This window comes from Leisingera caerulea DSM 24564 (genome assembly GCF_000473325.1).
In the GTDB taxonomy this organism is placed as follows: domain Bacteria; phylum Pseudomonadota; class Alphaproteobacteria; order Rhodobacterales; family Rhodobacteraceae; genus Leisingera; species Leisingera caerulea.
Map to the genome: position 1 here is coordinate 2,929,740 of NZ_KI421513.1, position 19,711 is coordinate 2,949,450.

Annotated in this window: 21 protein-coding genes and 1 tRNA gene; 7 read left to right on the forward strand and 15 right to left on the reverse strand. The window is 65.9% G+C overall.

Annotation, left to right across the window (positions count from 1 at the left end; genetic code table 11):
• The first annotated feature begins 16 nt into the window (after positions 1 to 16).
• On the forward strand, positions 17 to 217 hold the full coding sequence (locus CAER_RS0121500) for a hypothetical protein (RefSeq protein WP_027237306.1): 201 nt from the start codon (positions 17 to 19) through the stop codon (positions 215 to 217).
• Here CAER_RS0121500 and CAER_RS0121505 read toward each other — a convergent pair.
• Positions 192 to 1,343 (reverse strand): MFS transporter, encoded by a 1,152-nt coding sequence (locus tag CAER_RS0121505; RefSeq protein WP_027237307.1) that lies wholly within the window; start codon positions 1,341 to 1,343, stop codon positions 192 to 194. The genes CAER_RS0121500 and CAER_RS0121505 overlap by 26 nt on opposite strands.
• A gap of 104 nt (positions 1,344 to 1,447) precedes the next feature.
• On the opposite strand from CAER_RS0121505, the gene CAER_RS0121510 reads away from it, so the two are divergent.
• Positions 1,448 to 1,945 (forward strand): Lrp/AsnC family transcriptional regulator, encoded by a 498-nt coding sequence (locus tag CAER_RS0121510; RefSeq protein ID WP_027237308.1) that lies wholly within the window; start codon positions 1,448 to 1,450, stop codon positions 1,943 to 1,945.
• Positions 1,946 to 2,069: 124 nt separating this feature from the next.
• Here the strand turns inward: CAER_RS0121510 and CAER_RS0121515 are convergent, their stop codons facing one another.
• From CAER_RS0121515 to CAER_RS0121550, 8 genes are all read right to left on the reverse strand, one after another.
• Positions 2,070 to 3,149 carry a 2'-deoxycytidine 5'-triphosphate deaminase gene (locus CAER_RS0121515; RefSeq protein ID WP_027237309.1) on the reverse strand — a complete coding sequence of 360 codons (1,080 nt, stop codon included), beginning with the start codon at positions 3,147 to 3,149 and terminating at the stop codon, positions 2,070 to 2,072.
• A 125-nt stretch (positions 3,150 to 3,274) separates the two neighbouring features.
• A tRNA-Pro gene (locus CAER_RS0121520) sits at positions 3,275 to 3,351 on the reverse strand.
• Between the two features lie 149 nt (positions 3,352 to 3,500).
• Positions 3,501 to 5,480, reverse strand: coding sequence for a MerR family transcriptional regulator (locus tag CAER_RS30540; RefSeq protein WP_084299613.1), 1,980 nt, complete (start codon positions 5,478 to 5,480; stop codon positions 3,501 to 3,503).
• 17 nt (positions 5,481 to 5,497) lie between these two features.
• Positions 5,498 to 5,800: an integration host factor subunit alpha gene (ihfA, locus tag CAER_RS0121530; protein ID WP_008207184.1), complete on the reverse strand. Its 303-nt coding sequence runs from the start codon at positions 5,798 to 5,800 to the stop codon at positions 5,498 to 5,500.
• Between the two features lie 101 nt (positions 5,801 to 5,901).
• Positions 5,902 to 6,876: a beta-ketoacyl-ACP synthase III gene (locus CAER_RS0121535; protein WP_027237310.1), complete on the reverse strand. Its 975-nt coding sequence runs from the start codon at positions 6,874 to 6,876 to the stop codon at positions 5,902 to 5,904.
• 16 nt (positions 6,877 to 6,892) lie between these two features.
• Positions 6,893 to 8,005: a phosphate acyltransferase PlsX gene (plsX, locus tag CAER_RS0121540; RefSeq protein WP_027237311.1), complete on the reverse strand. Its 1,113-nt coding sequence runs from the start codon at positions 8,003 to 8,005 to the stop codon at positions 6,893 to 6,895.
• Positions 8,006 to 8,042: 37 nt separating this feature from the next.
• Positions 8,043 to 8,249, reverse strand: a complete 207-nt coding sequence (gene rpmF, locus CAER_RS0121545; RefSeq protein ID WP_008558107.1) for a 50S ribosomal protein L32 — start codon at positions 8,247 to 8,249, stop codon at positions 8,043 to 8,045.
• 224 nt (positions 8,250 to 8,473) lie between these two features.
• Positions 8,474 to 9,010: a YceD family protein gene (locus CAER_RS0121550; protein ID WP_027237312.1), complete on the reverse strand. Its 537-nt coding sequence runs from the start codon at positions 9,008 to 9,010 to the stop codon at positions 8,474 to 8,476.
• Positions 9,011 to 9,109: 99 nt separating this feature from the next.
• Here CAER_RS0121550 and CAER_RS0121555 point away from each other — a divergent pair, with 99 nt between their 5' ends.
• From CAER_RS0121555 to CAER_RS0121565, 3 genes are all read left to right on the forward strand, one after another.
• On the forward strand, positions 9,110 to 9,583 hold the full coding sequence (locus CAER_RS0121555; protein WP_027237313.1) for an outer membrane protein assembly factor BamE: 474 nt from the start codon (positions 9,110 to 9,112) through the stop codon (positions 9,581 to 9,583).
• Between the two features lie 83 nt (positions 9,584 to 9,666).
• Positions 9,667 to 10,407 (forward strand): GNAT family N-acyltransferase, encoded by a 741-nt coding sequence (locus CAER_RS0121560; protein ID WP_051357833.1) that lies wholly within the window; start codon positions 9,667 to 9,669, stop codon positions 10,405 to 10,407.
• Between the two features lie 69 nt (positions 10,408 to 10,476).
• Complete coding sequence (locus CAER_RS0121565; protein ID WP_036797511.1) at positions 10,477 to 12,285, forward strand: ABC-F family ATP-binding cassette domain-containing protein; 1,809 nt, start codon at positions 10,477 to 10,479, stop codon at positions 12,283 to 12,285.
• Positions 12,286 to 12,536: 251 nt separating this feature from the next.
• Here CAER_RS0121565 and CAER_RS0121575 read toward each other — a convergent pair whose 3' ends face one another.
• The 3 genes from CAER_RS0121575 to CAER_RS0121585 form a co-directional block, all read right to left on the reverse strand.
• Positions 12,537 to 13,091 carry a sugar O-acetyltransferase gene (locus CAER_RS0121575; protein WP_027237316.1) on the reverse strand — a complete coding sequence of 185 codons (555 nt, stop codon included), beginning with the start codon at positions 13,089 to 13,091 and terminating at the stop codon, positions 12,537 to 12,539.
• A 218-nt stretch (positions 13,092 to 13,309) separates the two neighbouring features.
• Positions 13,310 to 14,065, reverse strand: a complete 756-nt coding sequence (locus tag CAER_RS0121580) for an SDR family NAD(P)-dependent oxidoreductase (RefSeq protein ID WP_027237317.1) — start codon at positions 14,063 to 14,065, stop codon at positions 13,310 to 13,312.
• Positions 14,066 to 14,166: 101 nt separating this feature from the next.
• Positions 14,167 to 15,084, reverse strand: a complete 918-nt coding sequence (locus CAER_RS0121585) for a GNAT family N-acetyltransferase (RefSeq protein WP_051357834.1) — start codon at positions 15,082 to 15,084, stop codon at positions 14,167 to 14,169.
• Between the two features lie 45 nt (positions 15,085 to 15,129).
• Here CAER_RS0121585 and CAER_RS30225 point away from each other — a divergent pair, with 45 nt between their 5' ends.
• On the forward strand, positions 15,130 to 15,267 hold the full coding sequence (locus tag CAER_RS30225; protein ID WP_167332329.1) for a hypothetical protein: 138 nt from the start codon (positions 15,130 to 15,132) through the stop codon (positions 15,265 to 15,267).
• A gap of 471 nt (positions 15,268 to 15,738) precedes the next feature.
• Here the strand turns inward: CAER_RS30225 and tyrS are convergent, their stop codons facing one another.
• On the reverse strand, positions 15,739 to 16,995 hold the full coding sequence (gene tyrS, locus CAER_RS0121595) for a tyrosine--tRNA ligase (protein ID WP_027237319.1): 1,257 nt from the start codon (positions 16,993 to 16,995) through the stop codon (positions 15,739 to 15,741).
• Positions 16,996 to 17,139: 144 nt separating this feature from the next.
• Between tyrS and CAER_RS0121600 the strand changes: the two genes are divergently transcribed.
• Positions 17,140 to 18,249: an anhydro-N-acetylmuramic acid kinase gene (locus tag CAER_RS0121600; RefSeq protein WP_027237320.1), complete on the forward strand. Its 1,110-nt coding sequence runs from the start codon at positions 17,140 to 17,142 to the stop codon at positions 18,247 to 18,249.
• Positions 18,250 to 18,331: 82 nt separating this feature from the next.
• Here the strand turns inward: CAER_RS0121600 and CAER_RS0121605 are convergent, their stop codons facing one another.
• Positions 18,332 to 19,222: a fatty acid desaturase gene (locus tag CAER_RS0121605; RefSeq protein WP_027237321.1), complete on the reverse strand. Its 891-nt coding sequence runs from the start codon at positions 19,220 to 19,222 to the stop codon at positions 18,332 to 18,334.
• 43 nt (positions 19,223 to 19,265) lie between these two features.
• Complete coding sequence (locus tag CAER_RS0121610; RefSeq protein ID WP_027237322.1) at positions 19,266 to 19,685, reverse strand: cupin domain-containing protein; 420 nt, start codon at positions 19,683 to 19,685, stop codon at positions 19,266 to 19,268.
• Between the last annotated feature and the right edge of the window lie 26 nt (positions 19,686 to 19,711).

Below are 19,711 nucleotides of genomic sequence, written 5' to 3' on the forward strand. Positions count from 1 at the left end.
AGCATGGGGCATAGCCATGAATATCAACTGGATCGTCAACATGGTGCTGCGGCGGCTGGTCAGCCGAGCAGTGGGTGCCGGTGTCAACGCAGGCATCAACGCCGTTGCCAGGCGCAGCAAGCAGCAGAGCCGCAGTCAGGGACACAGCGCCCCGCCGGTGCAGCAGGCGGGCCGCTCTCGCATTCCTTCCGTCAAGCAGGGGCGCCGCCAGCGCTAGGGGCTGCCGGTTTGAGGCCAAGCGCCTCCAGCGCGGCGCAGGCCGACAGCAGCGCCGACACGCCCAGGCAGCCCGCCAGCCCCCAGACGGCATAGGCAGCCGCGCCGGTGAAAGGCGCTGCAAAGACACACAGGTACGTCACGGTGCTGAACAGCCCCATAATGGCGCCGCGCTGGCCTGGGTCCAGCAGCGTCACTCGCGCCACCACAAGGTTCAGCGCCAGATGCTGGCCAATTCCCCACAGCACCGCCAGCCCCAGCAGCAGCCCATAGCTGTCCGCCCAAACCATCATCAGCAGGTAGCTGGCCGTGACAGCCAGGAACACCGGCGGCGTTGCGCGCGCCAGGCCCAGCCGGTCCAGCAGCGGATCAAGCAACACCGCCAGCCCGAACCCGGTGCCATAAAACAGCGGCAGCAGCCCGGCTTGGGTAATGCTCAGCCCCAGGTCTTCGGTGATATGCGCGCCGGTGAAGAAATAACTGCTGTAAAACCCAAGCATCATCAGCGCGGTGGACAGCAGCCCGCGGACAATCCCCGGCACCCGCAGGGCCGTCAGCGGCGAGGTGGCCTGGCCGCTGGGGCTGCCGGCGCCGCGCAGCCGGGCCGCAGCGGCCCAAAGCAGCAGCGCCACACCCGCCAGCGTGCCATAGACCGCGCGCCAGCCTGCCAGGTCGGTGGCCCAGGCGCTGACGCTGACGCCCAGCACCAGCGAAACCGTCCAGCCCGACAGCACCAGCCCCAGCACCCGCGACTCGCGCCCCTTGGGGGCAATCACCATCGCCAGAGTGTAGATCGAGGGCAGGGCGGCGCCGGCGGCCAGCCCGCAGACCGCCTGCGCCGCCATCAGCGTCCAGACATCCGGCGCCGCGGCGCTGGCACCCAGCCCGGCACCCAGCAGCAAGAGCGCGGCGCGCAGCAGCCGCCCCGCGCCGATACGGTCCCCCAGCGGTGCCAGCAGCAGTGCTGCGGCGGCCACTCCCAGCCCATAGGCGCTGGCCGCCCGCATCACCTCTGCCGTGGTGGCATTCAGGGTTTGGCTGACAGCCGTGACCACCGGCGACAGCAGCAGCGAGTTTGCACCAATCACGCCAATTGCGCTCATCAGGATCAGAATCGGGGTTCGCATGGGTTTACCTTGAAAAATGTTCAGGTAAATTTGCTATGTGCTGAATGTGGTTCTGTGAAGGGCGTGCAGCCAAGGCGGTAGGAAAAACAGATGGAGTTCGGAAAATGGCTGGGAGCACCCGTGCGCTGGACGCTTTGGACCGAAAAATATTAGGCGCGCTGAGCCAGGACGCGACGCGCTCCTACGCTGCCATCGGCCAGCAGGTCGGGCTGTCGGCGCCCGCGGTGCACGAACGGGTCAAGCGGCTGCGGGCGTCCGGCGCGATTGAGGCAACCATTGCGCGGCTCGACGGCGCCGCGGTGGGCAAGCCGCTCCTGGCCTTCATTCACGTGGATACCGAGGGCTGGGGCGTGACCACGGATCTGCTGGCGCTGCAAAAGATGCCGGAACTGGAGGAGGTTCACAGCTCCGCCGGGGACACCAACCTGATCCTCAAGGTCCGCGTCGCCTCGCCCAAGGCACTGGAGGGTTTGCTGGCCCGGATCTATGAGGTCGGCTGCGTGCGCGCCACCCGCACCTATACGGTGCTGTCCACCCATCTGGACCGGCCAGTGCAGGCGGGCACGACAGAGGATCTGGCAGACGGCGGGCCGGTGAAGTAATTGATCCTCCGCCTGGCCGAAGGCCGGGCCGTGCCCGTCCGCCCCGTCAAACCGAAGGTTTGCCTGCGGTAAAACGGGCGGGCACTTCGTTTCCGCCCTCGGACGGGCGCTGCCCTAACCGGTATCAGGCAGGCGTCTTGAAGTGCTTGGACAGCTTCAGCCCCTGGCCCTGGTAGTTCGACGCAATCCCGGCACCATAAAGCTGCTCCGGCACCTCGGCCATCTTCTCATAGACCAGACGCCCCACCACCTGGCCGTGCTCCAGCACAAACGGCGCCTCATGGCAGCGCACCTCCAGCACCCCGCGCGAACCGGCGCCGCCCGCCGCGTCATGACCGAAGCCGGGATCGAAGAACCCTGCGTAATGCACCCGGAATTCGCCCACCATCGCCAGATACGGCGCCATCTCGGCGGCAAAGGCAGGCGGGATATGCACCGCCTCGCGGCTCACCAGGATATAAAACGCGCCGGGGTCCAGAATGATGCGGCCATCCTTGGTGCGCACTTCCTCCCAGTATTCCTGCGGGTCGTATTCGCCAATCCGGTCCAGGTCGATCACGCCGGTATGCGGCTTGGCGCGGTAGCCGACCAGATCGGTGCCCGGCAGTTTCAGATCAACGGAAAAGCCCAGCCCGTCCTCGATCACCGCCTCGCCATCGACCAGCGGCGTGCCCGCGTGCAGCATTTTCAGCTCCGCATCCGACAGCACCGCCTGGCCGCGGCGGAACCGGATCTGGTTGAGCCGCATGCCCGGACGCACCAGGATCGAGAACGACCGCGGGCAGATCTCGGCGTACAGCGGCCCGGTGTAGCCCTGCTTGATCCGGTCAAACTCCTCGCCGCCATCGGTGATGGTGCGGGTCAAAAGGTCCAGCCGCCCGGTCGAGCTTTTGGCGTTGGCCACCGCTGAGACATCCTGCGGCAGCGCCAGCCCCTCCATCAGGGGCACCACATAGACGCAGCCCTTTTCCAGCACTGCGCCGCCATCCAGGCTGATGCGGTGCATCTCGAATTCCGTCAGGCGGTCTGAGACGCTGCGGCCCTGGCCTGCCAGAAAGGACGCCCGCACCCGGTAGGCCACAGTGCCCAGCCGCAGGTCGAGGCTGGCGGGCTGCACCTGACCTTCCACCAGCGGCGAACTGACGGTGATGTCCCCGCTCTCCAGCATGTTTTCAATGGTTTGGCTGGGCAAAACGCCTGTCATTTCCTGTCCCTCCCCGCGCCGGATTTTCCGGCGATGCTGGCCCAATCGGCCCCGCTGCGCAATCGGCAATTCAGGGCCGGGATATGAAAACGCCCGGGTGCCGAAGCACCCGGGCGTTTTTCAAATGGTCGGGCTAGCAGGACTCGAACCTGCGACCTTCCGTCCCCCAGACGGACGCGCTACCAGGCTGCGCCATAGCCCGTTGAAGAGCCTTCTAACCGTTTTCACGGCAGGGGCAAGAGGGCGCGGCAAGATTTTTTACCGATCCGCCCGGAAATCCTGCCGGCAGAGACAGTTGCGCAGCCGGGTGCTTATGGCTGCCGGTTCCAGGCACGGGAACCAGCCCGGAAATCAGGTGATTTCCGGACCGGAAGCGGTGCCGTTTTCAAGCGTTGTTCCCGCAGCCGCATCTTTTGCGACCAGGGACCGCAGTTCATCGGCGCAGGCGGCGATCCCGGCCACGGACTGCGGCGGCAGGCTGCGGATGGCCGCCAGATGGGCCAGAACACCGGGCTGCGGCAGCACGGGGGCAGGGGCGTCTGCCGCTGTCTCCACCGCTGCCGCATCCTCCGGCGCAGGCGCTTGTTCGGGCGCTTGTCCGGGGGGCTGAGCTGCTTCCAGGCTGTCCTGCGGCTGGTCAGTCTCAGGAGCTGCATCCGCTTCGGGGTCAAAGCCGGAGCCGAATTCCAGCGCATCCACCTGCCGGGCGGCTTCGTCCAGATCGTGCGGCGGGAAGGCGGCCGCAGGATCGGCCGCCGGGTCCGGGTCCGCTTCGGTCTCCGGCAACGACGCGGCAAAAGGCTCTGCGCCGCTGCCGCCAAAGTCCAGCGGTTCTTCGGGCTGAAGGCCTGCCGCCGCAACCAGAGTGTCCTGCGCCGGTTCCGGCTCAGCCCCGGTTCCGGGGGCGGCAAACGGGGCGGCTTCTGTGGCCCAGGCGGCCTCTTCTGCCGCCCTGTGCTCTTCCACGGTGTCCAGAGCCTCTGCCGGCTCAGATCCGGCGGACGGTTCCGGCGCAGCGGCGTGCTCCGGCTGGTCAAAAGGTGCCGGCTCCGTCAGGTCCTCCGGCGCCGCCTGCGGGTCCGGTTCGGCAGTGTCTGCAGCGGCGGGCGCTTGGGCGGTCCAATCTGAGACGTCCGCCGGTTCTGTTGAGTCCGGCATGTCGTGCGCGGGCGGCGGCACTGCGGCGGAGGCAGGGGCAGCAGGAAACTCCTGCTCCGGCGTGGTTTCAGGCTCCGCATCTGACACGTCCCGCGCGTCCGGCTGCTCCTGCTCCGGCGCAGGGGCAGCGGCGTCCTGGGCAGAAACCTCGTCAAAACCAGCACCTGCGGCAGGAGGCTGAAAATCTTCATGCGGTTCCGGCGCAGCCTCCTGGACGGCCTCATCTGCGGCCGCTGCAGGCTGCTCCAGCGGCACAGAGCCGCTGTCCGGTGCGGGTTCAGGCGGGGCGGCTTGGCCGCCGTCGTCCGGGGCGATTTCTGCCGGGCGGGTTTCTTCGGGCGCGTCTTCTGCGGCCTCTGCAGCGCCGCCGCTCCACGGCGATGCGGCCTCCGTTTCCACGGCAGGGGCAGAGAAATCCTCCGTGGCCGCGGGCGCGATGCTGTCCGCTGGCGGCTGTTGCGCAGCCGGGGCGCTGGGGGCGGGTTGATCAGTGTCTGCCCCGGTCTCGTGCTCTGTACCGGTCTCGGCGGCAGGCGGCGCCAGATCCATCCGCATCTGCGGCTCAGGCGCAGCGGCAGCTGGGCCGGCGGGGCTGTCAGGCTCAGCGGCGGCGGCGGGCTCCGCCGCATCATCCGGGGCAGCGTCCAGGATGCCGTCAGCAGGACTGTCAGGGGCGCTGCCAGAGGCGGCAGGGTCTACCGCTGCAGGGGCGCCTGCCGGTTCCTGCAGGATATCGTCCGCGGTGGCGGCCTGTTGCGGGAACCCGACCACATTGCTGGCATCGGAGCCGGCGTCTTCCTCTGCCGCCTGCTCGTGGCTCAGCTCCAGCGAGCTTTGCCAGTTGTCGCCCAGCTTGTCCGCCGGCGGCACCGCCGCGGGCCGGTCGGCGGGTGCCCCATCCACCGGGTGCGAGAACTCCGCCACATGGCCGGCGCCATGCTCGCGCAGCAGCGCCTGAACGTCCTTGATCGACATCCCGTCGTCATGCAGCAGCTTCCTGATGCCGCCCAGCAGCCGCATATCCGCAGGCCGGTAATAGCGGCGCCCGCCGGCGCGCTTTACAGGTTTAACCTGGGTGAACTTGCTCTCCCAGAAGCGCAGGACATGCGCCTGCACGCCCAGCCAGTCCGCAACTTCGCTGATGGTGCGGAAGGCGTCCGGTGATTTTGACATGGCTCAATTGGTCCCGTTTATTTACGGTTGCCGTCTGCCACGCGGTCTTTCATCAGGTGGGAGGGCCGGAAGGTCAGCACGCGGCGCGGCTGAATCGGCACTTCTTCGCCGGTCTTCGGGTTGCGCCCGACCCGGGCAGACTTGTCCCTTACGCTGAATGTCCCGAACGAGGAGATCTTCACCTGTTCACCGCGCACCAGGGCGTCCGACATATGCTGCAGCATGCTTTCCACCAGCTGCGCGCTTTCGTTGCGCGACAGGCCTACTTCCCGGAAAACTGCTTCACTCAAATCCATTCGTGTCAGTGTTTTTTCGCCCATACCAATCCCCGTTGTTTGCCAAAGCATAGGGCGCAGGGAAATTCCCTGTCAATATCAATGAATTGCGCGGGGTGTTTCGGGCGGGAATCCGGGTGGAATGGTTACCAGCGCAGCACAACGGCGCCCCAGGCCAGACCGCCGCCGATGGCTTCGGTCACGATCAGGTCGCCTTCTTTGATCTGGCCGCGCTCTTTGCCGACAGACAGGGCAAGCGGAATGGAGGCCGCGGAGGTGTTGCCGTGATCCTGCACGGTTACCACCACGTTGTCCATGCTCAGGCCCATTTTCTTGGCGGTGCCCTGAATGATGCGGATATTGGCCTGATGCGGCACGATCCAGTCCACATCCGCCGCCGACAGCCCGGCGCGGTCCAGTGCGGTGTTCGCGGTAGAGGCGAGTTTTTCGACCGCGTGGCGGAACACCTGGTTGCCCTGCATCCGCAGGTGGCCGGTCGACTGGGTCGACGACACGCCGCCGTCGACATACAGCAGATCCTTGTAGCGGCCGTCCGAGTTGAGGTCGGTTGCCAGAATGCCGCGGTCCTTGTTGGTGCCCGCCAGCTCCTGGCCCTCCAGCAGCAGCGCGCCTGCGCCATCGCCGAACAGCACGCAGGTGGAGCGGTCGGTCCAGTCCATGATCCGGCTGAAAGTTTCGGCGCCGATCACCAGCACCCGCTCCGCCTGGCCCGAGGCGATCAGCGCATTGGCGTTGCTCAGCGCATAGACAAAGCCCGCGCAGACCGCCTGCACGTCAAAGGCAAAGCCCTTGGTCATGCCCAGCTTGGACTGCACCATGGTGGCGGCAGAGGGGAAGGTGAGGTCGGCGGTGGAGGTTGCCACCACGATGGCATCCACATCTTCAGCCGTCAGGCCCGCATCCGCCAAAGCGCCTTCAGCAGCCTTGGCAGCCATATCCGATGTGGTCTCTCCCTCAGCGGCGAAATGGCGGCGTTCGATGCCGGACCGGGTACGGATCCATTCGTCCGTCGTGTCCAGTGAGGCCTCGAATTCCGCGTTTTCAACCACCCGTTCAGGGAGATAGTGGCCTATGCCAACAACTACCGCGCGTCGCGTCATCCGGTGCCTGCCTATTTCAGTCTTTATCGGTGGCCGCCCGCAGGGCGCGGGCAGCAGTATTATCTTGGGTATGCGCGCCGGCAGATGCAACCCGCGCGGCCAGTTTTTCGGCGAATCCGTGCTGAGCCAGGCGGTAGGCCAGCTTCACCGCCGCCGAAACGCCGGTGGCATCGGCGCCGCCGTGGGATTTCACCACAGTGCCGTTGAGGCCCAGGAACACCCCGCCGTTGACCCGTCGCGGGTCCATCCGCTTGGACAGCCGCTTGAGCGAGGTCATCGCCAGCAGCGCCGCAATCTTGGACAGGAAGGAGTACTGGAACGCCTCGCGCAGCGCGGTGCGCATCACCCGGGCGGTGCCTTCGCCGGTCTTGATCGCCACATTGCCTGTAAAGCCGTCCGTGACGATCACATCCACGGCATCGCCGGGAATGTCGCTGCCCTCGACAAAGCCCACAAACTCATAGTTCGCCTGCGCCGCATTGTCCGCAATCAGCCCGAAAGCCTCTTTCAGCTCGGCGCGGCCCTTGTGCTCTTCGGTGCCCACGTTCAGCAGCCCCACCCGCGGGCAGGTGATGTCCATGGAATTGCGCACATAAGAGGTGCCCATCAGGGCATATTGCAGCAGGTCCTCGGCATCCGCCTTCACGTCGGCGCCGACATCCAGCATCACGTTGAAGCCCTGCGGGTTCAGCGACGGCCACAGGATGGCAATGGCCGGGCGGTTGACGCCGGGCAGCTTGCGCAGGCGCAGCATGCTGAGCGCCATCAGCGCGCCGGTGTTGCCGCAGGAGACAGCGCCCGCCGCCTCGCCTTTCTTGACCGCTTCCAGCGCGGACCACATCGAGGTGCCCTTGCCGTTGCGCATCACCTGAGAGGGTTTGTCCTCCATGGTGACCACGTCGCGGACGTCACGGATCTCGACGCGGCCCTTGAGGGCGCGCTTCTTGGCAACCAAAGGTGTCAGCTGATCCGCAGGACCGTGCAGGATGAACCCGATATCCGGGTTCTTCTGTGCCGACATGGCAATGCCGGCCACCACAACAGCGGGGCCGGCGTCTCCGCCCATGGCGTCAACAGAAATGATGATGCGGCCGGCTTCTGCCTGATTTTTCGCGGGTTTACCCGTCATGCGAAAGCCTGCCTGGCATCAGGATCCTGTCCGTGGCTTACGCCGCGTCCTCGTCGATCTCGATTTCGTCAGCTGCCGCGACGATTTCTTTGTCGTCGTAATGGCCGCAGGACGGGCACACGTGGTGCGGGCGCTTCAGCTCGCCGCAGTTGCCGCATTCGTTCGGGTTCGCAGCAACCAGTGCATCGTGCGCGCGGCGGTTGTTGCGGCGCGATTTGGATACTTTGTTCTGTTGGACGGCCATGTCTCAACCTTTGTCTGTTTGGGCCTTGGGGCCATCCCCGCGGCGCGATTGCATTCTGTTCGATCGGTGTGACGTGCGTTTAGGCGCCTGCCTTAGCATTGTCCAACCAAAAATTCCGATGAGCGCGCGAAAATACTGCGAATCTCCGCTGGCGCAAGCTGTTTTTTAGGGCAGCGCAGCGCCTGGCGCCAGATGCAATTTCCGCATGTGCGAAAAATCCGACCTCAGTCCTCATCTTTCAGCTGCCCGCGCAGGGCGGCGAGTCCGGCAAAGGGCTTGGTGTCCTCGTCCCGCATCGGCGCCACGCCGTCTTCGGCATAGACCGCTTCGCCCAGTTCGGCGCCGTCTTTGCGCGGGTAGGGGGGGATAAGCAGCGCCAGCGCCTCGGCCATCACCGCGGCCGGGTCGATGTGGCTGCCCAGCGGCTCGATGCTGTCGTCCTCGGGCATTTCCACTTCGGTGCCTTCCGGCGTCTCGAAATGGGCCGCATAGGTGAGGCTGACCTTTTCCTCGATCCGGGTGGTCACCGGCTCCAGCGTCACCACGCAATCCTGCACCACTGTGGCGCCCAGGGCGCCGGTCAGCTGCCAGTCGCGCTTGCCCATGGCCTTGACCTCCCCGGTGAAGCGGACCTTGCGCAGGGCGTTCACCCCCAGCTCGGCGGCCAGGGCGGCCAGCTCCTCCTTGCCCGGAGTGATTTCAAAGGCGGTCGGGGTGTTCTGCGGCAGGTCCGCCACCCGCAATGCGGTGCTCTCAGACATGTTGGGGACTTTCGTTTCTTGAACCGGAAGCGGTCATTAGGTAATCGGGTTGAAAGACGTATTCAAGCCGCGCTGTGCGGCGCGGCTCGGGGGGCCCTCATGTTTGCAAAGGCGTTTCATTACAAGTCCGTTCTGCGCGGCGCGGTATTTGCGGCGGCCGGGCTGGCGCTGGCGGCCTGTTCGTCGGTTTACCGCAAGCATGGCTATGTGCCGACACCGGGTCAGCTGGCCGAGGTGGTGCCGGGCATCGACACCCGGGATTCGGTGGCTGAAACCATCGGCGTCCCGACCTCGACCGGTGTGCTTAACGACAGCGGCTATTATTATGTCGCAACCCGCTTCCGCCACTATGGCGCCGCTGCGCCGGAACCGGTGGCGCGGGACCTTGTGGCGATCAGCTTTGACGCCCAAGGCGTGGTGGAGGGAATCCGCCGCTACAGTCTGGAAGACGGCAAGGTGGTGCCGCTGGAGCGGCGGGTGACCAGCTCCGGGGTGGAAGACAGCACCTTCCTGCGCCAGCTGCTGGGCAACCTCGGCAACTTCGGGCCCAGCCAGATCCTCAACACCGAATAGCCCGGCTTCACGGCTGTGTTACAGCGTCTGTGTCAGCATATGCGGGCCGCAGCAGCAGCGCGGGCCTGCAGCAGGGGGCAGCCATGGCAGAGCCGGACATTTTGCTGAGCAGGGGGCAGTACCGCGCCCGGCTTGCCTGCGGGGCGGCGGATGTTGCCGCGGCGCAGGCCCTGCGCACCCTGTGCTTCCGGACCTCTGGAACAGACTGCGACGCTTTTGACGGCCTGTGCACGCATGTGCTGGTCGAACACGCCGCGGCCGGCGCGCTGGTCTGCTGTTTCCGGCTGCTAGTGATGGAGGGCGGCGGCGGGCTGGAGCGCAGCTATGCGGCGCAGTTCTATGATTTGAATGGGCTTCAGGACGCCGGGGGCCGGATGGCGGAGCTGGGCCGGTTCTGTCTCCACCCGGACTGGCACGACCCGGACATCCTGCGCATTGCCTGGGGGGCAATCACGGGGTTTGTCGACAGGGGCGGTGTGCAGATGCTGTTTGGCTGCTCCTCCTTTGCCGGCACGTCGGCCGGGCCGTATCTGGACGCTTTTGCGCTGCTGCGGCAGCGGCACCTGGCGCCGCCGCAGTGGCGGGTGCGGGAAAAGGCGCCGGAGGTGGTCCGCTATGCTGCGGAGCTGCAGCAGGCGCCTGATATGAAGAAAGCGCTGCAGGCAATGCCGCCCCTGCTGCGGACCTATCTGGCGATGGGCGGCCGGGTCAGCGATCACGCCGTGGTGGACCGGCGGATGAACACGCTGCATGTGTTCACCGGGCTGGAAATCGGGGCGATCCCGGAGGCCCGCAAACGGCTGCTGCGGGCGGTGGCCGGGTGATTCTGAGTATTTTCGGAAAGATGAAAGCGGAGCGTTGACGCGATTTTGCCACCGGGGTAGCTGGCTGGCATGGCACGTATTCCTCTTTTGCAGATGTCCGGCATTTCCCTCACCTTTGGGGGCGATCCGGTTTTTTCGAACCTCGATCTGGTGGTGCAGCCCGGCGACCGGGTGGCGCTGGTGGGCCGCAACGGCTCGGGAAAATCCACGCTGATGAAGGTGATGGCGGGGCTTGTTGAAGCGGACACTGGCGATATCGTGGTGCCGCCGGGCAAATCCGTGGGCTACATGGAACAGGACCCGAAGATGGAGGGGTTTGCGACCTTGGGCGATTTTGCCGCCAGCGAACTGGACCCCGGCGAGATGTACAAGGTGGAGCGCGCGGGCGAAGGGCTGAAATTCGATCCTGCACGGCCGGTGGAAACCGCCTCTGGCGGCGAGCGGCGGCGCGCCGCACTGGCCAAACTCATGGCGGAAGCGCCGGACCTGATGCTGCTGGACGAGCCCACGAACCACCTGGACATCGAGGCGATCACCTGGCTGGAGAATGAGCTGAAGGCGACCCGCGCGGCGTTTGTGCTGATCTCCCACGACCGGGCCTTCCTGCGGGCGCTGACCCGCGCGACGCTATGGGTCGACCGCGGCGAGGTGCGCCGGCAGGAGAAGGGGTTTGAGCATTTCGAAGCCTGGCGCGACAAGGTCTGGGATGACGAGGATATGCAGCGCCACAAGCTGAACCGGCTGATCAAGTCGGAAAGCCGCTGGGCGGTGGAGGGCATCTCGGCCCGCCGCAAGCGCAATATGGGCCGGGTGCGGGCCCTGCAGGACCTGAAGGCGGAACGCTCTGCCCAGATCAAGCGGCAGGGCGCGGCGGAGATGGCGCTGGAAGCCGGGCCGAAGTCCGGGCGCAAGGTGATCGAGGCAGAAGGCTTGAGCAAGGCGTTCGGCGGCAAGCAGATCGTCAAGGATTTCTCGCTGAAGGTGCAGCGCGGCGACCGGGTGGCCTTTGTCGGTCCGAATGGCGCGGGCAAGACCACGCTCTTGAAGATGCTTTTGGGGATGGAAGAGCCGGATGCGGGGTCCGTGCAGCTGGGCACCAATCTGGAAATTGCCCTGTTCGATCAGACACGTGACCAGCTGGATGGCGATTCGACCCTGTGGGAGAACCTGACCGCCGATCCCTTGCTGGGGATTTCCGGCAAGGCCGATCAGGTGATGGTGCGCGGCCAGCCCAAGCATGTGGTGGGCTACCTCAAGGAATTCCTGTTCGACGAGCGCCAGGCGCGGGCGCCGGTGCGGTCGCTGTCGGGCGGCGAGAAGGCGCGGCTGTTGCTGGCGCGGCTGATGGCGCGGTCCTCGAACCTGCTGGTTTTGGATGAACCGACCAACGATCTGGATGTGGAGACGCTGGACCTGCTGCAGGAGCTCTTGGACAATTATGATGGCACCGTGCTGCTGGTCAGCCACGACCGGGATTTTCTGGACCGGGTGGCGACCACCACCATTGCGATGGAAGGCAACGGGCGGGCCACGGCCTATGCCGGCGGCTGGAGCGATTACATCGCGCAGCGCGGCCCGCTGGACACTGCGGAGCGGCCTGAGAAGGTGAAAACTGCGAAGGCAAAGCCCAAGCAGGAGAGCCAGCCCAAGGACGGTCTCAGCTTCAAGGAAAAGCACCGGCTGGACGCGTTGCCGGGCGAGATCGAGCGTCTGGAGGCGGAGATCGGCAAGCTGCAGGAGCTGATGGCGGATCCGGAGCTGTTCACCCGCGAGCCGGTGAAGTTCAAGAAAGCCACCGAGGCGCTGGTGGAGCGGCAGGAAAAGCTGGCGGCGGCCGAGGAGGAATGGCTGGAGCTGGAGGAAAAGGCCGGGGGCTGAGGATGTGTCCGGCGCGGAACACGGCCGAAGGCCACCGCGCATCGCCGGCGCGCGCCCACGCGGCGGCGATGCGCGGCTTCGGGTATGCCGTGTAACGCGGGCTTTGATCTTGCCTGCCCGTTAGGTCAGTACGCCTGACCAAATGTTTCGCGCGCGAAACATTTAGTCAAAGATGCTGCCGTAAAACTTTGGAAAGTATTAAGAAAACTGAGCTGCGGGTAAAGCCGGCGGGCGCGTGCTTTACCCTTGGATTACATCTGCCGGTGCCGGGCGGGATTGCCGGTGACGGTCTGGCCTGCGTCGACGTCCTTGGTCACCACAGCGCCGGCGCCGACAATGGCGCCATCGCCGATGGCGACGCCGGGCAGGATAATCGCGCCGCCGCCGATCCAGACGTCCGATCCGAGGGTGACAGGATGTGCGATTTCCAGGCCCTTTGCGCGCAGGTCTTTGTCCTTGTGGTGCTGGGCGCAGTAGATCTGCACATTCGGCCCCAGCATGGTGCGGTCGCCGATGGTCACGGGTGCGGTGTCCAGAATGGTGCAGCCCGCGTTCATATAGACGTTGTTTCCAAGGGTGATGTTGATGCCATAGGCGCAGTGAAACGGCGCCTCGATCAGGCAGTTTTCGCCGTGCGCGGCAAAGAGCGCGGCCAGCGGCGGGCTGAGATTTTCAGCCGGATCGGGCGGCGCGGTATTATGCTGACGCACCGCGGCGCGGGCCTGATGGCGCAACACCGACAGTTCGCTGTCCAGGCAACAGTACCACTCGCCCGCCTGCATTTTCTGCCGTTCGGTTCTGCTCATCGGGGCCTCCTTCCCGGGAAGAGGACAGTGGCCCCGGCGGTTTGTCAATTGGCGGAGTGCTCCCGCGCCCGCAGGCGCCCTGGCTGCGCCAAAGCGCCTTTTTGCGGCCTTGGGCCGCGCGTTGCTGCGCAACGCAAACGTGTTTGGCTGAGAAGCGCTTGAGGGGCGGGTCTGCCCCTCAAGACGCCATTTCGAGGATGATTGCCGCTGTTTGCGCGTCAGCGCATACGCAAGGCGCCGTCGATGCGGATGACCTCGCCGTTGAGGTAGCCCATCTCGACGATGAAACCGGCAAGGCGGCCGTATTCGCGCGGATCGCCCAGGCGGGCGGGGTTGGGAACGTCGGCGGCCAGCTGCTGCTGCACCTCTTCCGGCAGGCCCGCCAGCATCGGGGTCATGAAGATGCCGGGCGCGATGGTCATCACCCGGATGCCGGAGGACGCCAGATCGCGCGCCATCGGCAGGCACATGCCCGCGACGCCGCCCTTGGAGGCGGCATAGGCGGCCTGGCCCTTTTGGCCGTCGAAGGCCGCGATGGAGGCGGTGTTGATGATCACGCCGCGGGCGTTGTCAGCGTCCGGTTCGTTCTTGGCGATCTCGACGGCGGCCAGACGGGCGACGTTGAAGGTGCCGACCAGATTGATGTCGATGGTGCGCTTGTAGGCATCCAAGGGGTGTGCGCCCTCTTTGCCGACGGTCTTGGCGCCGATGGCGATGCCCGCGCAGTTCACGCAGGCGGTGATCTTGCCCATCTTGTCCACTGCGCGGGCCATGGCTGCGGCAACCGACTCCTCGCTGGTCACGTCGGTCTGGGCGAAATGGCCGCCGATCTCTTCCGCAACCTGGGGGCCGCGTTCGGTATCGCGGTCGAGGATGGTGACCTGGGCGCCTTGTTCGGCAAAATAGCGCGCGGTGGCCTCACCCAGGCCCGAAGCGCCGCCGGTGATCACGGCCGCGGTGTCTGCAAGTTTCATGAGCGGGGCTCCTCCCGATTATCTGAACATGCGTTCATATAATGGGTTTGCCCCCTGCCTGTCCAGCGGGACGGGGCGTCGCGGCAGCGGGGGCGCGGATGTCAGCCCGCCATCAGGCGGCGGTCCAGCAGTGCGAGGGGGCGCAGCAGCAGGCCAAGCGGCGGCCACAGGCCCCAGGTGCCGCCCAGCCGGTGCAGCCGGGCGCCGGTGCCGAGCTTGAACCGGGCCAGGCCCGCGGCGTCCTCAGTATTGATGAGGCCCAGGTCCAGCTGGCAGATGCCCTTGGTGGCAAGCCAGCTGGCAGCCTCCCACAGCAGCAGCGTATGGGCGCTGAGCTGTTTGCCGCGGCGGGTGGTGTGGGCGATGTGATAGGTGGCAGTGCTGCCGTGGGTGAGGATCAGGATGGCGGCCACCGGATCCTTGCCCTCAAACGCCTGGAAAAGTTTCGCCTGGCCCTTGTTCTCACGCGCGTAGGCGAGGGTGAGGCCGATGGGCCAGCTGCGGTAGCCGCGGGCGGATTGCTGTTTTGCGTCGGCCTGGAACAGCCAGTGGCGCACATCATGCGGCAGGTTCTGGCGGGTGAGGCGGAGGTTCTGCGCCTCGCCGTGTTTCAGCCGGTTGCGCCATTTCTGATGCAGAGCGGCGCGGCGCTGGTCCGGATCGCGGGTCAGATCCCAAAGTGCGGCGTGCGCGGGGGTGACCAGCGGCACTGCGCCGAGGCGGGCGAGATGCGGCGCCGGGGCGTCCGGCGACAGGATCAGCGGGGTCCGGCCGAGGCCGTGTTCACGCAGCGCGGCCATCAGCGGGGCGGGATCGCGGAGGTCCGCCCGGTTCACCATCGCAAGCCGCAGCCCGGCGGGCAGGCGGCGGTGCAGCACCAGCATACCGCCCAGCATCAGAGGGTCCTGGCCGCAGGCCATCAGCGCCCGGGCGAATTCCGGCGATTGCTGCAGCGGGCGGGGTTTCGGGCGGGCGGTTGCCGCGGCGGGCATATCAGGATCGGGGGTGCTGTCGAACATGGGTCCATTAACGCGCTGGAAACCTAAATCAGGGTTAATGAACGCATGAAAAAGACAAAACAGATCATGGGGCAGGCAGCTGCGGCCCCCCGGATGACCAAGGCAGCCGCGCTGCTGGTTGCCATCGGCCTGTCGGTGCCGGTGTTTCTGCTGCTGACACTGCTGGAGGCGGTGGTGTTCTGAAGCGGCCGGGCGGGCTCCCGCGCCCGCAGGGGCATTGGCTGTGCCACTGCGCCTTTGTGCGGCCTTGGGCCGGGCGCCGCTGCGCGGCGCGCTGCTGCGCAGCGGATAGATTGCTGAGTGCCGCTGAAGGGCAGACCTGTCCTTCGGCACGTTTGCGGGTGCATTCCGGTGCTCGCCGCATAGCCGCATAGCTGCATCAAGGATGACCTGTGCTGCGCGCGGTGGCTGCAGGTGTGCGTTTCACAAGCTGAACGCTGCCCCGGGGCGGTTCCAAACAGCTTGCTCACGCCTTCCTCCGGCGCCGGCCAGTCAGGGGTCCTGTGACGGAGACGCAACCGCGCCGCGGCGCAGCGCGGCGCTATGCCCAACCATGAAGCTTCATCTTTGATGCAGCTGGAATGGGCGGGAGTGCCTGCGGGGATGAAAAAAGGGAGCGCGGCGGCTCCCTTTCTCCGTCTCAGGTCAAGAGGATCAGCTATCCAGCCGCACCAGGGCGTGGCGCTTCTTGCCGGCGCTCAGCTTGATCGGCGAGGACAGCGCGCCCGCGTCGATCATCAGGCCCGCGTCGGTCAGCGGCTGGTCGTCGATCTTGGCGCCATGTTCCGCAATCAGGCGCTTGGCGTCCTTGCCGGATTTGGCGAGGCCGGACTTCACGATCAGCTGCACGATTGAGATGCCGTCGCCCAGATCGGCGGGAGACAGGCTGAGGGTCGGCAGGTCGTCACCGACGCCGCCCTTCTCGAACACCTCGCGCGCGGTGGCCTCTGCCGCTGCCGCCGCGCCGCGGCCGTGGCACAGGGTGGTCACCTCATTGGCAAGGATCACCTTGGCGGCGTTGATCTCGGAGCCCGCCAGGGCGCCCAGGCGCTCGCATTCCTCGACCGGCAGCTCGGTGTAGAGCTTGAGGAAGCGGCCCACGTCCGCATCGGTGGTGTTGCGCCAGAACTGCCAGAATTCATACGGGCTGCGCATTTCCGCGTTGAGCCAGATCGCGCCTTCGGCGGTTTTGCCCATCTTCTTGCCGTCCGAAGTGGTCAAGAGCGGCGACGTGAGGCCGTAGACCTCATGGTCGATCACCCGGCGGGTCAGGTCGATGCCGTTGACGATATTGCCCCACTGATCCGAGCCGCCCATCTGCAGGATGCAGCCGTAGCGGCGGTTCAGTTCCATGAAGTCATAGGCCTGCAGGATCATGTAGTTGAATTCGAGGAAGCTGAGCGACTGTTCGCGGTCGAGGCGGGATTTCACGCTTTCGAACGACAGCATCCGGTTCACCGAGAAGTGGCGGCCGATGTCGCGCAGGAATTCCAGGTAGTTCAGATCGTCGAGCCATTCGGCGTTGTTCAGCATCAGCGCCTTGTTCGGCGCGTCAGAGTCATAGTCGATGTAGGCGGAGAACACCTTTTTGATGCCTGCGATGTTCTCGTCGATCTGCGCTTCGGTCAGCAGAGGGCGTTCGTCGGCGCGGAAGGAGGGGTCGCCCACCTTGGTGGTGCCGCCGCCCATCAGGGTGATCGGCTGGTGGCCGGTCTTCTGGAACCAGCGCAGCATCATGATCTGGATCAGCGAGCCGACGTGCAGCGACTTTGCTGTCGCGTCAAAGCCGATATAGGCCGGGCGCACACCTTGCAGCAGGGCTTCGTCCAGGCCCTGATAATCGGTGCAGTCCGCGAGGAACCCGCGTTCCATCATGACTGCGACGAAATCCGATTTCGGTGTGTAGGTCATAACATGCCTCGGTCTATGGTTTTGCACCTTGCCCCTATAAATCGCTATGGCGCGGGTTGGAACCTGTTTTCCCGGCAAAATATGCGCTGTATTGTGATGCGCGAACGGGCGGGACGGCCCGGATCCTTGAAAGGGGCAGGGGCCATGAGCAAGGCCATAGGAAAATCGGGTGCGGTGCGGGCGCTGGGCGCGATGAGCGGCACCTCGCTGGACGGGGTGGATGCAGCTGTTGTGATAACAGACGGCGCGCGCATTCACGGGTTTGGCGAAAGCAGCTACCGCGAATACACCGCGCAGGAGCGCAGCGTGCTGCGCGCAGGCCTGGGCAAATGGACAGGGCCGGAGGTGGAGGCCGCGGCAGAGGTCTGCGACACGGCCCATGCAGCGGCGCTGGCAGCGTTCAAGGACGTGGAGATTATCGGCTTTCACGGCCAGACCCTGGCCCATGCGCCGCGGCGGCAGGGCACGCTGCAGGTGGGCGATGGCGCTGCCCTGGCACAGCGCCTGGGCAAGCCGGTGGTCTGGGATTTCCGCTCCGGCGATGTGGCGCTGGGCGGTGAGGGTGCGCCGCTGGCGCCGTTTTTTCATTTTGCTTGCGCGAAATACATCGGTGCCGCGAAGCCTCTTTGTTTCCTGAACCTCGGCGGGGTCGGCAACCTTACCTATGTGGACCCGCGGTTTGACAAGCCGGAGGAGCCGGGGGCGTTGCTGGCGTTTGACACCGGGCCTGCCAATGCGCCGGTCAATGATCTGGTGCAGGAGCGGCTGGGCATTCCCTGGGACGCGGATGGTAAGGTGGCACGCTCCGGCCAAGTGGAAACCGGTGCTCTGGAGCTGTTCCTGGCAGAGCCGTATTTTGCACGAATGCCGCCCAAGTCGCTGGACCGGAACGATTTTGCCGAAATGGTCAGGCTGGTCAACGAGCTGAGCGACGCGGATGCCGCGGCGACCCTGATTGCCATGTGCGCCGCCGCGGTCGCGCAAGGCATGGAGCATTGCCCGGAGCCGCCCGAGGCGGTGCTGGTCACTGGCGGCGGGCGGCACAACCCGGTGCTGATGGAGATGCTGCGGGTGTCGCTCGGCTGCCCGGTGAAGCCGGTGGAGGATGCAGGCCTGGACGGCGACATGCTGGAGGCGCAGGCCTTTGCCCATCTGGCGGTGCGGGTCGCGCGCGGGATGCCGACGTCGGCCCCTGGCACCACCGGTGTCAGTGCCTGCGTGGGTGGCGGGGTGGTGAGCGTGCCGGAGGAGTGACCGGGGGCATCCTGGCGCAAGAATTTCAGGAAAATTCCTGCCAGATTTCTTCAGAAGAGATTTGCACGCCCTTGGCGGCGGCTCAGCGGGAAAGCCGGCGGAGGTAGTTGCCGGTGAATTCGGCGTAGCCGTCCGAAGTGGACTTCAGATAGTCCCGGGCAATGCCGTGCAAGGCGGGCAGCTGATGGAACGGCACGTTCGGGAAGGCGTGGTGCTCGGCGTGATAGGGCATGTTCCAGGCCACAAACCGCACGATCCGGTTGGTGAAAGTGGTGCGGGAGTTCTCCAGCATGTTGGCAACTGCCGGGCACAGGCCATGTTCGGCCAGAAGATACGCCCGCAGGACCGGTTGCCCGATCAGCAGCGGCAGGATCCACAGCCATAGCACCAGCGGCGAGGCCAGCAGGGTCAGCAGCGCGGCGGCGTAGATCAGCAGCAGCAGCCGGGCTTCCAGCCGCATGTCCGCGTGGCGGCGCCGGGGCAGGTAGGGGGCTTCGATTGTCCCGAAGGCGTTGCGCCAAAGGGTTGCCCCCATCCCGCGCCAGTAGCCCCAGCCGCTGAGGTATCCGAGCCATTGCGCCATGGTCGCGGGGCGGGGGCCGTGTTCAAGCTCCGGGTCGCGGTCCGGGTCATTGGTGTATTTGTGATGCGCCAAGTGAAAATAGCGAAACCAAGTGAAGGGCAAGGCGATGGCAAGCGCGCAGAAGTGGCCCGCTGCCTCATTCAGCCATTTGCTGCGGAAAGGCGTCTGGTGTGTGCATTCGTGGCTGAGCGTGAAGAGAAACACCAGCAGCACTCCTTGCGGCAGCAGCAAAAGCGGCCAAAGCGGGGCTTTCAGCGCGATCCCCGCAGTGCAGGCTGCCAGCGCGGCCAGGTAGAGGGCCAGGTGACGCAGGCCCGCCGCGTTGGAGCGGGCGGTCAGGGCGGCCTTGGTCCCGGGCGGCAGCGATTTGATCAGGCGCGTGTGGTCCATGCAGGCAGTCTTGGGGGCCGGGCGATTCGCTGCAAGGGGCGGGTCAGCCGCGGGGGATGTCGAACCCGGGCGCGGCCAGCTCAAAACCCTCGAACTGGAAACCGGGGGAGACGGTGCAGCTGACCAGCGTGTAGTCCCCAGTGGTGCGCGCCGCCTGCCAGTGGCCCTCCGGGACAATCAGCTGCGGTGCGCCCTGGGCCAGGTCCGGGCTCAGCAGATGGTCCTCAGCGGGGCCTTCCTCCGTTGCGGCCATCGACAGAACCAGCGGCGCGCCTGCATGGTAGAGCCAGATCTCGGCAGCGTCGACACGGTGCCAGTGGCTGTGCTCGCCGGCCTTTAACAGGAAATAGATACAGGTGCCTGTGGGGCGGCCTGCATTCGCGGCCCGCCAGGTCTCCTTGTACCAGCCGCCCTCAGGGTGCTGCGTCAGGTTCAGGTGCCGGATGATTTGATCTGCGTTCATCTCTGCTCTCTGTGCTTGGGTGCTGG

Excerpts from the sequence above, each read along its gene's own strand:
- CAER_RS0121500 (WP_027237306.1), top strand. The coding sequence starts at position 17 with ATGAATATCAACTGGATCGTCAACATGGTGCTGCGGCGGCTGGTCAGC.
- CAER_RS0121505 (WP_027237307.1), bottom strand. The coding sequence starts at position 1,343 with ATGCGAACCCCGATTCTGATCCTGATGAGCGCAATTGGCGTGATTGGT.
- CAER_RS0121510 (WP_027237308.1), top strand. The coding sequence starts at position 1,448 with ATGGCTGGGAGCACCCGTGCGCTGGACGCTTTGGACCGAAAAATATTA.
- CAER_RS0121515 (WP_027237309.1), bottom strand. The coding sequence starts at position 3,149 with ATGACAGGCGTTTTGCCCAGCCAAACCATTGAAAACATGCTGGAGAGC.
- CAER_RS30540 (WP_084299613.1), bottom strand. The coding sequence starts at position 5,480 with ATGTCAAAATCACCGGACGCCTTCCGCACCATCAGCGAAGTTGCGGAC.
- ihfA (WP_008207184.1), bottom strand. The coding sequence starts at position 5,800 with ATGGGCGAAAAAACACTGACACGAATGGATTTGAGTGAAGCAGTTTTC.
- CAER_RS0121535 (WP_027237310.1), bottom strand. The coding sequence starts at position 6,876 with ATGACGCGACGCGCGGTAGTTGTTGGCATAGGCCACTATCTCCCTGAA.
- plsX (WP_027237311.1), bottom strand. The coding sequence starts at position 8,005 with ATGACGGGTAAACCCGCGAAAAATCAGGCAGAAGCCGGCCGCATCATC.
- rpmF (WP_008558107.1), bottom strand. The coding sequence starts at position 8,249 with ATGGCCGTCCAACAGAACAAAGTATCCAAATCGCGCCGCAACAACCGC.
- CAER_RS0121550 (WP_027237312.1), bottom strand. The coding sequence starts at position 9,010 with ATGTCTGAGAGCACCGCATTGCGGGTGGCGGACCTGCCGCAGAACACC.
- CAER_RS0121555 (WP_027237313.1), top strand. The coding sequence starts at position 9,110 with ATGTTTGCAAAGGCGTTTCATTACAAGTCCGTTCTGCGCGGCGCGGTA.
- CAER_RS0121560 (WP_051357833.1), top strand. The coding sequence starts at position 9,667 with ATGGCAGAGCCGGACATTTTGCTGAGCAGGGGGCAGTACCGCGCCCGG.
- CAER_RS0121565 (WP_036797511.1), top strand. The coding sequence starts at position 10,477 with ATGGCACGTATTCCTCTTTTGCAGATGTCCGGCATTTCCCTCACCTTT.
- CAER_RS0121575 (WP_027237316.1), bottom strand. The coding sequence starts at position 13,091 with ATGAGCAGAACCGAACGGCAGAAAATGCAGGCGGGCGAGTGGTACTGT.
- CAER_RS0121580 (WP_027237317.1), bottom strand. The coding sequence starts at position 14,065 with ATGAAACTTGCAGACACCGCGGCCGTGATCACCGGCGGCGCTTCGGGC.
- CAER_RS0121585 (WP_051357834.1), bottom strand. The coding sequence starts at position 15,084 with ATGTTCGACAGCACCCCCGATCCTGATATGCCCGCCGCGGCAACCGCC.
- CAER_RS30225 (WP_167332329.1), top strand. The coding sequence starts at position 15,130 with ATGAAAAAGACAAAACAGATCATGGGGCAGGCAGCTGCGGCCCCCCGG.
- tyrS (WP_027237319.1), bottom strand. The coding sequence starts at position 16,995 with ATGACCTACACACCGAAATCGGATTTCGTCGCAGTCATGATGGAACGC.
- CAER_RS0121600 (WP_027237320.1), top strand. The coding sequence starts at position 17,140 with ATGAGCAAGGCCATAGGAAAATCGGGTGCGGTGCGGGCGCTGGGCGCG.
- CAER_RS0121605 (WP_027237321.1), bottom strand. The coding sequence starts at position 19,222 with ATGGACCACACGCGCCTGATCAAATCGCTGCCGCCCGGGACCAAGGCC.
- CAER_RS0121610 (WP_027237322.1), bottom strand. The coding sequence starts at position 19,685 with ATGAACGCAGATCAAATCATCCGGCACCTGAACCTGACGCAGCACCCT.